This is a genomic window from Kitasatospora sp. NPDC057500, assembly GCF_042802195.1.
Taxonomy (GTDB): Bacteria; Actinomycetota; Actinomycetes; order Streptomycetales; family Streptomycetaceae; genus Kitasatospora.
In genome coordinates, this window is record NZ_JBHVER010000019.1 from 58545 (window position 1) to 70800 (window position 12256).

9 protein-coding genes are annotated in these 12256 nt (G+C 73.5%); 2 read left to right on the forward strand and 7 right to left on the reverse strand.

Annotated elements, in window-relative coordinates; translation table 11 throughout:
* Positions 1 to 61: 61 nt before the first annotated feature.
* Positions 62 to 1972 (reverse strand): FAD-dependent oxidoreductase, encoded by a 1911-nt coding sequence (locus ACFU74_RS06835; protein WP_380752911.1) that lies wholly within the window; start codon positions 1970 to 1972, stop codon positions 62 to 64.
* Positions 1973 to 2216: 244 nt separating this feature from the next.
* On the opposite strand from ACFU74_RS06835, the gene ACFU74_RS06840 reads away from it, so the two are divergent.
* Entirely contained in the window at positions 2217 to 3734 is a 1518-nt protein-coding gene (locus ACFU74_RS06840; RefSeq protein WP_380752884.1) for a GH1 family beta-glucosidase, read from the forward strand.
* 138 nt (positions 3735 to 3872) lie between these two features.
* Complete coding sequence (locus ACFU74_RS06845; protein ID WP_380752887.1) at positions 3873 to 5267, forward strand: condensation domain-containing protein; 1395 nt, start codon at positions 3873 to 3875, stop codon at positions 5265 to 5267.
* A gap of 75 nt (positions 5268 to 5342) precedes the next feature.
* On the opposite strand, the gene ACFU74_RS06850 is transcribed toward ACFU74_RS06845, so the two are convergent.
* The 6 genes from ACFU74_RS06850 to ACFU74_RS06875 all read right to left on the reverse strand — a co-directional run.
* On the reverse strand, positions 5343 to 6902 hold the full coding sequence (locus tag ACFU74_RS06850) for a M1 family metallopeptidase (RefSeq protein ID WP_380752890.1): 1560 nt from the start codon (positions 6900 to 6902) through the stop codon (positions 5343 to 5345).
* A 197-nt stretch (positions 6903 to 7099) separates the two neighbouring features.
* Positions 7100 to 7972: a sulfurtransferase gene (locus ACFU74_RS06855; protein ID WP_380752893.1), complete on the reverse strand. Its 873-nt coding sequence runs from the start codon at positions 7970 to 7972 to the stop codon at positions 7100 to 7102.
* A gap of 84 nt (positions 7973 to 8056) precedes the next feature.
* A complete protein-coding gene (locus ACFU74_RS06860) occupies positions 8057 to 9133 on the reverse strand; it encodes a class I SAM-dependent methyltransferase (protein ID WP_380752896.1) in 1077 nt (358 codons plus the stop codon).
* Between the two features lie 91 nt (positions 9134 to 9224).
* Positions 9225 to 10910 carry a beta-N-acetylhexosaminidase gene (locus ACFU74_RS06865; protein WP_380752899.1) on the reverse strand — a complete coding sequence of 562 codons (1686 nt, stop codon included), beginning with the start codon at positions 10908 to 10910 and terminating at the stop codon, positions 9225 to 9227.
* A gap of 170 nt (positions 10911 to 11080) precedes the next feature.
* Positions 11081 to 11407, reverse strand: coding sequence for a hypothetical protein (locus tag ACFU74_RS06870; protein WP_380752902.1), 327 nt, complete (start codon positions 11405 to 11407; stop codon positions 11081 to 11083).
* 167 nt (positions 11408 to 11574) lie between these two features.
* A partial coding sequence (locus tag ACFU74_RS06875) for a polysaccharide deacetylase family protein (RefSeq protein WP_380752905.1) occupies positions 11575 to 12256 on the reverse strand: 682 nt, incomplete at its 5' end.

A 12256-nucleotide genomic window follows, 5' to 3' on the forward strand; every position in this document is an offset into this window, starting at 1 on the left:
CGGGGATCGCCCCGCCGCCCCGGGCCCGTCGCCCGAGCCCCGCTGCCCCGGGCCCCGCCGGTCAGCCCTGGTGGACCAGCAGCGCCGTCCGCACGGCCGATTCGAGCGCGCCCTCGACCCAGGCCGGCTTGGTGGAGGTGTGGTCCCCCGCGAAGTGCAGCGGCCCCTCCGAGCCCGGGATGTCCGGGAACAGCTCGGTGTGCTGCCCGGGCAGCAGCACCGAGGCCTCACCGTAGGCGTAGTGGTCGCGCATCCAGGACTGCGTCCTGGCCTTGGTGGTGAAGAACACCTCGCAGCGCCGGCCGAAGATCGCCTGCACTCCGGCGAGCGCCCGCAGGTAGCGCTCCTCGTCGGCGTACGAGTCCCACTTGAGCGCGTCGTCGGCCCAGCTGTAGGAGGCGAGCACCACGCCGCCGTCGCTGCCCTCCATCGGGTGGGCGTGCTCGAAGTAGACGAACCGGTTGGCGTTGTCGCTCACCGAGCCGCCGCCGCGCACATGGCTGGCCTCCGGGTCGGCCCCGAGGGGGCGGAAGTCCGCGAAACACTTCCTGAGGTCCTCCGGGACGCTCACCCCGAGCTGCCCCACCGAGGCGTGCGCGCCCAGGTACCGGCCGTCGTCGACCCGGCCCGTCCGGTACCGCTCGTAGAGCCCGGCCTCGATGCTGTCCAGCGAGGCCTTCCACTCCTCCTCGGTGAACTCCCACCAGCGGCGGGAGAACTCCAGCAGCACCTTGGTCGCGGCGTCGTAGTGCACTTCGGTGATCGCGCGCCGCTTGCCGTAGGAGAGCGGCGGTTCGAAGGCCACGTGCCGCAGCCCGGCGAACGGGACGGTGATGATCGCCTCGTCGCCCTCGAAGACCTCGGTGATCCCGCCCCTGCCGCTCTGGCACTCCTCGGAGACGGTGTGCACCCGGACCTTGGCGCCGTCCCGGTCGATGCGCACCGCCCGCCGGTCGAACCGCACCTTGCCCTTCACGGACGCGTAGAGGGCGTCGACCAGCCGGGCGGTGCCGCCCTTGATCTCCCAGAACTTGGTCTTCGGGTCGATCAGCGCGGCGGACAGGAAGCTGTGCACGAAGGAGAGGTGCAGCCGGGAGGTCACGTTCTGGATGGTGCCGATGAGGTCGATGGTCCTGATGTCCAGCCCAGCCTCCTCGGTGAGGTACCGGTACATCGACCAGTGGCCGTACCGCCGCAGGACGGTGGCCCAGCCCTCGACCAGGGCCGCGCCCTCCTTCCCGCGCACCAGCGCCATCGCCGGTTCGAGCGCCTCGGTGTAGATGGTGGCGGCGGGCCGGGCGAGGTCGGGGCCGGTGACGCCGAAGCTGCCGTTGACCTCCCTCGGGTCCGCCTCGTAGTCGGCCCGGCGCGCGTGCAGGCCGTTGACGTGGATCCAGGTGCGGTTGGCCCGCTTCGACGGGTTCTCCACCTCCACGTCCACCAGCAGGAACTCCTGGCGCGGCAGGTCGTACTTGTCGAGCAGCGCCATGACCAGCGGGTGGCTCTCCGGCAGCCGCATCGCGCCGCCCTCGGCGTACTGCTTGGGGTCGGCGAACGGCTGCTGGCCGTTCTCGTGGCCGCCGCTGCGGAAGGTCTTGATCCGGCCGCCGACCCGGTTGCCGTTGGCCTCGATGACGACGACGTCGTGGCCGGCCCGGTTGAGCAGGTCGGCGGCGAGCAGCCCGGCCGGGCCGGCGCCGACGACCAGGACGCGCTTGGTCGCCCGGGCCCGCCCGGTCGGCAGGCCGTCACGGACGATCTTCAGGTAGCCGGGGACGAGTGGCCGGTCGTGCTCGTCGTAGACGGCGATCGCGCGGGCCACCGTGGTGAAGGCCTGCTCGTCGGTGCCCGGCGGAACGGCGGCCGGGGCGAGCCCGGGTGCGACGGCGGGGGCAACGGCCGGGGCGAGTGCGGTCGCGGGCGCGGCGGAGGCGGCGGTGAGCCCGGCGGCGAGCACCGAGGCGCCGGTCATCGTGACGACGGACCGCCGCGAGGGCCCGACGGCCGGCGCCCCGCCCCCGGCGGCGGTGGTCGTGGTCGTCGTGGCGGGAACGCTCACATCTTGAGTGGTCATGGCGCACCACTCTTGGCACACACACGACGCGACGGAACCGACATCACCCGGACGAGAACATCAACCACTCGATCGGATTCGGACTCCCCTGTCGCATTGACGCCAAGCCGAACCCCGCCCGCCCGAACGGCCCGCGCACGCGATGGTCCCCGGCCCGCTGGGCAGACACATCGTGGACGGCATCACCCCCGACGCTCCTGGAGGACCCGTGCCCACGCCCGACCCCGACCCCGCCACCGACACTCCCACCGCGCTGCGCTTCCCGCCCGGCTTCCACTGGGGCGCCGCCACCTCCGCCTACCAGGTCGAGGGCGCCGCCACCGAGGACGGCCGCACCCCGTCGATCTGGGACACCTTCTGTCGAACGCCCGGCAAGGTCCACCGCGGCGACACCGGCGACGTGGCGGTGGACCACTACCACCGCTTCCGCGAGGACGTCCGGCTGATGGCCGGACTCGGCCTCACCGCCTACCGGTTCTCGATCGCCTGGCCGAGGGTCCGGCCCACCGGCCGCGGCCCCGCCTCCCGGCGCGGCCTGGACTTCTACCGCCGCCTGGCCGACGACCTGCTCGCCGCCGGCATCACCCCCGTCGCCACGCTCTACCACTGGGACCTCCCCCAGGAGCTGGAGGACGCCGGCGGCTGGCCCGAACGCCGCACCGCCGAGCACTTCGCCGCCTACGCGGCCCTCGCCGGCGAGGCGCTCGGCGACCGCGTCACGGAGTGGACCACCCTCAACGAGCCCTGGTGCAGCGCCTTCCTCGGCTACGGCTCGGGCGTGCACGCCCCCGGCCGCACCGACCCGGTGGCCGCCCTGCGCGCCGCCCACCACCTCAACCTCGGCCACGGCCTGGCCGTGTCGGCACTGCGCTCCGTACTGCCCGCCGACGCCCGGGTGTCGGTGTCGCTCAACCTGCACGCGCTGCGCCCGCTCACCCCGTCGGCCGCCGACAGGGACGCCGTGCGCCGGATCGACGCGGTCGGCAACCGGGTCTTCCTCGGCCCGATGCTGGACGGCGGCTACCCCCGGGACCTGCTCGCGGACACCGCGCACCTCACCGACTGGTCCTTCGTCCGCCCGGGGGACCCGGCCGCGATCCGCCAACGCCTGGACTGGCTGGGCGTCAACTACTACACCCCCACCGTGGTCTCCACCGCGCCCGAGGGCACCGACCCCGTCCGCGTCGACGGCCACGGTGCGAGCAGCGCCTCCCCCTGGCCGGGCGCCGACCGGGTCGGCTTCCACCGGGCCCCGGGCGGGCGCACCGCGATGGGCTGGGCCGTCGACCCGTCCGGACTGCACGAGCTGCTCACCGCGCTGGCCCGCAGCCACCCGGAGCTCCCGCTGGTGGTCACCGAGAACGGCGCGGCCTACCCGGACGCGCCGGGCCCGGACGGCGCCGTAGACGACCCCGACCGCGCCGCCTTCGTGCACGCGCACCTCGCGGCCGTGCACCGGGCGATCGCCGACGGCGCCGATGTGCGCGGCTACTTCCTCTGGTCGCTGCTGGACAACTTCGAGTGGGCGTACGGCTACGCCAAGCGCTTCGGCCTGGTCCACGTCGACCACCGCACCCTGGCCCGCACCCCGAAGTCCAGCGCCCGCTGGTACGCCGGAGTCGCCCGGACCGGCGTCCTCCACCCGCCGGGTGCCGCCTAGGCCCTCTCGCCGGCCGACCGGGGTCTCGACGGTTGTCGGGGCGGTGCAGCAGACTCTGCGGGACGGCTCCCACCGCGCCCACCAGCACCACCCGCATCCCCCATCGAGTACGCACGAGCGCATCGGAGAACCCTCACGGTGACCACAAGCCGACAACTGGACCTCCCCTTCGCCGACGGCCGCTCCGGCAGCGGTCCCGCCACCTGGGGCCAGCGGGCCATCTGGGACGTCGTCAACCGCGCCGCCCCGGCCGACCGCCCCCGCTTCAACATCGCCACCGCGACCCCGCTCGACCCGGGAGTACCGCTGACGGCCGTCCTGGAGGCCCTCGGGCACCTGCTCCACCTGCACGACTCGCTGCACACCCGGCTGCTGCCCGAACCGGACGGCACCGGGCTGTGCCAGAGCGTCGACCCGGACGGCCTGCTGACGGTGCACGTCCGCGACTGCGCGGCGGACGCCGGTCCGGAGGAACTCGCCGCCGTCGGCGGCGCGTTGCACGAGGAGCTGGCCGGGCTGCCGTTCGACTGCGCCACCGAGTGGCCGATCCGGACCGGCCTGGTGGTCGCCGACGGCCTGGTGCGGCACATCTCGCTGGTGCTGTCCCACACGGCGGTGGACGGCACCGGCATGGGCCTGCTGGTCCGCGACCTCTCCGAACTCTCCCTGGGCGCCGGCCCGGACGCGATCCGGGCCGCCCGCTCGCCCCGGCAGCCGCTGGAGGAGGCCGCGTTCCAGACCTCGGAGCGCGGCCTGAAGCGCGACGCCAACGCCCGCGCGCACAACCTGCGCAAGCTGCGCGCCGCCCCGGCCCGGCTCTTCCCGCCGAACGAGCCCGACGCCGGCACCGACGCCGGCACCTCCGAGCGGTTCCCGAACGCCGTACTCACCTCGCCCGCGCTGCTGCGCGCGGTCGACACGGTCGCCGCCGCGCACCGCACCGGCTCCTCCGCCGTCCTGCTCGCGGCCGCCGCCGCGATGACGGCCCGGCTGGCCGGCCGCTCGGACGCGGTGCTCCAGGTCGTGGTCAACAACCGCTTCCTGTCCGGCCTGACCGACGCCGTCAGCGTGGTCGCCGGCGACGCCCTGCTCCATCTCCAGGACGCCGACGGCGACTTCGGCGCGGCGGTGCGCCGCACCCACGCCGCGTCGATCGCCGCCTACCGGCACGCCTACTTCGACCGGCGCCTGCTGGACGCCGAGGTCGAGCGCCTGACCGCCGAGCGGGTGCCGCTCGCCGACCGCTCCTGCGTCTTCAACGACACCCGCGAGCTGCTCCCGAGCGGCCTGGCCGCACCGGCCGGACCGGACGCGCCCGCCGGGGGCGAGGACGGGCGGACCACCCTCGTCTGGCCCGTCGACTTCGACCCGCGCCCGGGCCTGACCTACGCCCTGGACGCGCTGCGCACCCCCGCCGCTCTGCAACTCGCGATGACCGCCGACCCGGCGGTGCTCCCCCGGCCCGCCATGGAACGTTTCCTCTTCGGCATCGAGGAGTTGGTGCTCACCGAGGAAGGCGCCCTGAAGGCCTGACCGCGCCGGGGCCCGCCCGTCCGCTCACGTCCGGACGGCCGGGCCCCGGCATCGGCATCGGCACCGGCGAACCTGCTACCGCTGCCCGTGCTCGTGCTCGTGCACCGTGTTGGTCTCCTGGATCTTCTTCCAGGACTTCGGCTCCGGCCGCGCCCCCGGAGCGCCGCCCGGCGCGAGGCCCGCCGAGCCCGCCGGGGCCGACGCCGAGGCCGCGACGGCCGGGGCGCCCCCGATGCCCGAAGTGCCCGCCGCCGGCTTCCCCGGCGTGTACAGCCAGGTGTTGAACAGCTCGCCCAGCGGCTTGCCGGAGACCCGCTCGGCGTACGCCTGGAACTGCTGGATGGTGGCGTTGCCGTACTTGCGCTCGCTCTGCCAGCCCTTGAGGATCGCGAAGAGCTTCTCGTCACCGACGGTGTTGCGCAGCGCCTGGATGGCGATCGCGCCCCGGTCGTAGACGGCGCCGGCGAACAGCCGGTCGGCGCCCGGGTCGCCCGGCCTGACCGTCCAGAACGGGTCGCCGGCCGGGTAGAGGTCGTAGATGAAGTCGGCCAGCTCCTGGCCGGTGCCCTCGTTCTCGTGCTCCGACCAGAGCCACTGCGAGTAGCGGGCGAACCCCTCGTTGAGCCAGATCTCGCTCCAGCGCTGCACGGAGACGCTGTCGCCGAACCACTGGTGGGCCAGCTCGTGCACCACGACGGAGGTGTTGGAGCCCCGGGCGAACTGGGCGGGGCTGTAGAAGATCTGGTTCTGGGTCTCCAGCGCGTACCCGGTGGGCACGTTGGGCACGTAGCCGCCGACCGAGTCGAACGGGTAGGGCCCGAAGACGCCGCTCAGCCAGTCGGTCAGCTCGCCGGTGCGCTCGACGCTGGCCCGCGCGGCACCGGCGTTGACGCCGAGGTCGGGGCTGTAGGCGGTGATGACGGGCAGCCCGCCGGGGGTGGTGTCCTGGCGGATGTCGAACTTTCCGACCGCCAGCGTGGCCAGGTAGGTGGCCTGCGGCTTGGCCTGCCGGTAGTTGTAGCGGGTCCAGCCCGGGCGCTGACTGGTGGTCAGCGTGCCGTTGCTGATCGCCTGGGTGCCGTTGGGCACCAGCACCGAGACGTCGAAGGTGGCCTTGTCGGTGGGGTGGTCGTTGCTCGGGTACCACCAGGCGGCGCCCTCGGGCTCGTTGGCGACCACGCCCCCGTCGGGGGTGCGGATCCAGGCGGAGTAGCCGCCGCGCTCGACCTCACCGGGCTTGTCGGCGTAGCGGACGACGACGGTGACCGCGCTGCCCCTGGCGATCGTCCGGGCGGGGGTGATCTCCAGCTCCTGCTCGCCGGAGGTGGCGAAGCGGGCGGGCCGGCCGTTGACCAGCACCTCCTTGACCTGGAGCACGAAGTCGAGGTTGAAGCGGGTGAGGTCCTGGGTGGCGGTGGCCAGGATGGTGGTGGTGCCCTCCAGTTCGTCGGTGGCGGGCTGGTACTTCAACCGGATGTCGTAGTGCGAGACGTCGTATCCGCCGTTGCCGGCGTACGGGAAGTAGGGGTCGCCGATGCCTGCGGCGCCAGGTCCTGCCTGGGCGGCCGAGGCGGGGACGGACAGGAGCAGGGCGAGCGCGCCGGCGGCGGCGGAGACGATCAGCCTCTTTCGCACGGGGGTCCTCCACAGGGTCACTGGGACAACGGGTCGGATCGATCCTTGTCCCAACGACCCCTGGCCTACGCCTGAACAATGAGATGTTCATCAGAAGATACAGGCCGACATCGCGCCGCCTCGGACCGGTGACGGCACGTCATGAACTCGCATCGGGTCCCTCATTCACCGTATGGCCGCGCCTTCGCACCGCACGGCTACGACCCCAGCGCCACCGGCGCCCGGACCAGCGAACCGTACTCGGTCCACGAGCCGTCGTAGTTCTTCACGTGCGGGTACCCGAGCAGCTCGGTCAGCGCGAACCAGGTGTGCGCCGAGCGCTCCCCGATCCGGCAGTAGGCGATCACCTCGCGCTCCGGCTCGACGCCCTGCCCGCCGTACAGCGCCCGCAGCTCCTCCGCCGAGCGGAAGGTGCCGTCCTCGTTGGACGCCCGCGACCAGGGGATGTTGACCGCGCCGGGGATGTGTCCGGGCACCTGCGCCTGCTCCTGCGGCAGGTGCGGCGGGGCCAGCGCCTCGCCCCGGTACTCGGCGGGCGAGCGGACGTCCACCAGCACCGCGTCCGACCCCGGCTTGGCGAACACCTCCGCCTTGGCCAGCACCTCGTCGCGCAGCGCCCGCACCTCGGGGTGCTCGGGGCCGGTCAGCCGGAAGGGGCTGTGCTGGTAGTCCATGACCTCCTCGGTCAGCTCGCGCCCCTCCAGCTCCCACTTCTTGCGCCCGCCGTCCAGCAGCCGCACCGGGCCGAAGCCGCGCAGCCGCAGCAGCCAGTAGGCGTAGGCGGCGAACCAGTTGTCGTTGCCGCCGTACAGCACCACGGTGGTGTCGTCCTCGACCCCGGCGGCGCGCAGCAGGTGCTCGACGCCCGCGCGGTCCGCGTAGTCGCGGCCGACCGGGCTGTGCAGGTCGGCGGCCCAGTTCCAGCCGACCGCGCCGGGCAGGTGGCCCCGGGCGTAGGCCTCGGTGTCCTCGTCCACCTCGACGACCCGGAGCGTGCCGTCGTCCAGGTGGTGGGCCAGCCACTCCGTGCCGACCAGCGCCTCGGGGTGTGCGTAGCCGTTGCCGGTCATCGCCGCCCTCCCTTCACACGGGGACCCTTCGAACCTACGTCCGCACCCCCCGCCCCGGCCACCCGGTGCGCCCCGCGGGAGCCGTCACGCCGCCGTGGACAGCCGGGCCACGTAGTACTGGTTGAGCGGGTCGCCCTCGATCCGCTCGACCTCCACGGAGCCGAAACCCGCCTCGGCCAGCATCCGGCGGGCGGTCTGCTCGCCCCAGACGGTGCCGAGCCCGGCGCCGCCCTCGCCGAGCGAGACCGTCATGCAGTAGAAGGTCGAGAAGGTGTACAGCGCCGGGGCCAGCGGGTGGCCGATGTTCTCCTCCAGCCGGCTGCTGGCCGCGATGTCGCCCATCAGGAAGACCCCGCCGGGCCGCAGCACCGCCGCCACGGCCCGCAGCGCGCGGTCCGGGCGGGCCAGGTCGTGGATCACGTCGAAGGCGGTGACCAGGTCGTAGGCGCCGGTGAGGTCGGCCGAGTCGGCGAGCTCGAAGCGGGCGTTGTCCAGGCCGTGCGCGGCGGCCTCCGCCTTGGCCGCGCCGATGCCCTGCTCGGAGATGTCCACGCCGGTGAAGCGGCTGGCCGGGAAGGCCCTGGCCAGCACGTTGACGGCGTGGCCCTGCCCGGTGCCGATGTCGACCGCGTCGATGCCCTCGCGCAGCCGTTCGGCGAGCCCCGGCACCAGCGGCACCACGGCGTCCACCAGCGCCAGGTCGTACAGCGCGGCGGTCTCCTCGCCCTGGAGCGCCTGGAACCGCGGGTAGGCGGAGTACGGCAGCCCGCCGCCCTTGCGGAACGCCTCGACGATCCGCTCCTCCACCTCGCCCATCAGGGACAGGTACGGCATCATCCCGGCCAGGTTGTCCGGCCCGGCGTCCCGGGTCAGTGACGCCGCGTGCTCGGGCGGCAGCCGGTAGCTGCGCCGCTCCGGCTCGTACTCGACGAACCCGCCGACCACCATGGCGCCCAGCCACTCGCGGACGTAGCGTTCGTCCAGCCCGGCGGCGCGGGCGACCTCCTCGCTGGTCGACGGCGCGAGGCCGGCCATGGTGTCGAAGAGGCCGGTCCGGTGGCCGACGCTGGTCATCAGTCCCAGGCAGGCGTCGTTGAGCACCTGCACCACGCGACCCGCGAACTCCTCCTGTTCCGCCGGGTCCGGTTCCCGTTCGGACATGGTTCCTCCTGCCCCGTCTCGGGACCTTCGCGAACCCTCCCCTCGTCACGCTACGCCGTCACCGGGCGATCCCCCACCCCGATCCGCGCTCCTACCGCGCGGGCCAGGGCACCTCCTGGCGCTTCTCGTAGCGGTAGCCGGCGGCCTCCCAGCGCGCGCCCTCCTCGGCGAGGCGGCTCTTGAACCGCTCCCAGGAGTGGCTCGCCTTGGACGACCAGCCCAGTTCGGCGAGCGCGGGCAGCCGGGGCAGCAGCATGAGGTCGAGTTCCTCCGGGGTGTCCAGGGTCTCCGTCCACAGCGGCGCCTCGACGCCGAGCACGGAGCCGGCGGGCAGCGGCAGCAGGGTGTCCGGGTCCCAGGAGTAGGCGGTCCAGACGTCGATGGTGCCGGCCCAGACCAGCCCGAGCGGGTAGCCGCGCTCGTACTTCATGTCCAGGTAGGTGCGGCCGGAGGGGGACATGATCACCTTGGCGCCGCGGTCGGCGGCCTCGATCAGCTCAGCGTCCCGCCCGGACCGGCCGTCCCAGAACTGGAGCACCCCGACCCCGCCCGGCGCGGTCTGGTTCCAGCCGACCGGGGTCTTCCCGGCGGCGACCACCTGGGCGCTCACCCGCTTCACGAACTCCGCGTACTCGGCCGGGGAGATGTTCTTCACCTCGTCGCCGCCGATGTGCAGGTACGGCCCCGGGGTGATCCGGGCCAGCTCGGTGATCACGTCCTGGGTGAAGGAGAAGACGGCGTCACCGGTCGGGCAGAGCGTGGAGAAGCCGACCTCGATCCCGGTGTACGGCCAGGGGCGGGCGCTCTTGGTGCAGTCCAGCTCGGGGTAGGAGGCGAGGATCGCGTTGCTGTGGCCGGGCAGGTCGATCTCGGGGACGACCGTCAGGTACCGCTGCTGCGCGTAGCGGACGATCTCCTGGTAGTCGGCGGCGGTGTAGAACCCGCCGGGGGTGCCGTCGACCTCGCTGACCGCGCCGACCGTGGTCAGCGCGGGCCGGGACGGGACCTCGATCCGCCAGCCCTGGTCGTCGCTCAGGTGCAGGTGGAGGTGGTTGAGCTTGTAGAGGGCGAGGCGGTCGATGAACCCCTTGACCTCGTCGGGGGTGAAGAAGTGGCGGGCGACGTCGAGCATCGCGCCCCGGTAGCCGTAGCGCGGGCGGTCCTCGACGGTGACCGGCGCGACCGTCCACTCCGGGCCGCCGGTGACCGGGCGCGGGCTCTCGATCTGCGGGGGCAGCAGCTGACGCAGCGTCTGGGTGCCCCGGAAGAGGCCCTCGGGAGTGCGGGCGGTGATCCGCACGCCGGTGGCGTCGGCGGCGAGCCGGTAGCCCTCGGTGCCGGTCTCCTCGGGGAGCGCGGGGTCGAGCAGCAGGCTGATGCCGTCGCCGCCGGCCGCCGCGGAGGCGTCGGCCGCCACCGGGAGCGGCAGTCCGGTCGGACGGCGCAGCACCTCGGCGAGCTGCTCGGCGACCCGCCGGACCTCGCCGGCCTGCCGTTCGACGGCCTCGTTCCCGGCGACGGTCCGCAGCACGGTTCGCTCGCTCAGCCGGTAGCCGGGGCCGGAGCCGGCGGTGACCGAGAGCGGCACCGGGACGATCCGGTCGGCGGTGCGCGGGCCCGCGGGAACGGCGGCGGCCCCGCCCGGCCCGCCCTGGTCGGTGTCCTCACCGCCGATCGCCTGCCGGACCCCGAAGCCGACGGCGGCGAGCAACAGGACGACGGCGAGGACCAGCACTCTGCGGGTCCGGGCGGAGAGCCCGGCTGTTCGAATCGGCACGGCCGCTCCCGGTGTCGTCAGGCACTCCACCGGCCGCTGTTCACGGCCGGTTCACCGGAATGGTCTCAACCAATTGTCGTCTTGTCCCGCGGTTCGTACGAATTCGCTTCGCAGGACGGCGGCGACGCGCCGACGCACCGGAGCACCGGGGCGCCGACGCACCGGAGGGGTCAGGAGAAGACCACCGAGCGGACCAGCAGCCGGTCCCCGGCGCGCCCGCCGGGCCGCAGCGGGTAGGAGGTGTCGCCCGCGCAGCCGGAGTCGAGGAAGACGGTGGCGGTCGAACGGGTCCGGTTGGACGGCGCGAACGCGGGCTCCGCGTCGGTGGCCTCCGGCAGGTCGATGCAGGTCCCGCTCTCCGGGTCGATCAGCGCGCCCGTGAAGTCGGCGCCGTACTTGTAGCGGAATTCGCCGCCGGCGGCATTGGCGGAGACCGGGACGGCGAGGACGAGCGCGATGGCACTGGTGGCGGCGAGCAGGGCGTTGCGCAGACGCATGACGGGTGGCCCTTTCAGGCGGTACACGGCGGTACCTGGGGAATTGGTGCGAGATCACCCTAGAGGCCCAAAAAGCAGGGAAACGATTCTGCTTATCCATCCTTTCGGGTGGTTTAAACGTGTTTCCCGCGACTTATCCGTTCACGCGTCTGCAATCCCGGCGGGGTTCATCCCGGCGGGGCGGTGAAGTAGTAGCCGGAGTCGATCAGCACCGGCAGATAGGCCTTCAGCGCCGCCACCGTCTGGGAGCGGTCCCCGCCGCCGTCGTGGTTGAGCACGATCGCCCCGGGGCGGACGTCCTTGAGGATCCGGTCGGTGATCACGCCCGTCCCGGGGCGGGCCCAGTCCCGGGGGTCGACCGACCAGGCCATCGGCCGCATGCCGAGTTCGGCGCTGACCCGCAGGGCCGTCGAGGACCAGTCGCCGCCCGGCGCCCGGAACCAGGTCGGCACCTTGCCGGTGGTCCGGTGCAGCAGGTCGGAGGTGCGCTCCAGCTCGTCGCGGACCTTGCCCTCGGACAGGCTCCGCAGATCGGGGTGGGTCCAGGTGTGGTTGGCGATGTGGTGGCCGCGGGCGGCGATCTCGCGGACCAGGCCGGCGTGCTCGACGGCGTTCTCGCCGATCAGGAAGAAGGTGGCCCGGATGCCGTACTGCTCCAGGAGCGCCAGGACGGTCGGGGTGTGCCGGGGGTCCGGGCCGTCGTCGATGGTGAGCGCCACCACCCGGCGCTCGGCGTTGAGCTCGTACACCGGGCGCCCCTCGCCGGCCGCCGGTGCCCGCGCGGGCGTCGGCGCGGCCGGGGCGGGGGCCGTGGGCGCGGCGGCCGCGGGGGTGGGCGCCACCGAGGGC

What these genes read in the sequence shown, in the direction of transcription:
- ACFU74_RS06835 (WP_380752911.1), bottom strand. Translation starts at nt 1,972, where the DNA reads ATGACCGGCGCCTCGGTGCTCGCCGCCGGGCTCACCGCCGCCTCCGCC.
- ACFU74_RS06840 (WP_380752884.1), top strand. Translation starts at nt 2,217, where the DNA reads ATGGTCCCCGGCCCGCTGGGCAGACACATCGTGGACGGCATCACCCCC.
- ACFU74_RS06855 (WP_380752893.1), bottom strand. Translation starts at nt 7,972, where the DNA reads ATGACCGGCAACGGCTACGCACACCCCGAGGCGCTGGTCGGCACGGAG.
- ACFU74_RS06860 (WP_380752896.1), bottom strand. Translation starts at nt 9,133, where the DNA reads ATGTCCGAACGGGAACCGGACCCGGCGGAACAGGAGGAGTTCGCGGGT.
- ACFU74_RS06870 (WP_380752902.1), bottom strand. Translation starts at nt 11,407, where the DNA reads ATGCGTCTGCGCAACGCCCTGCTCGCCGCCACCAGTGCCATCGCGCTC.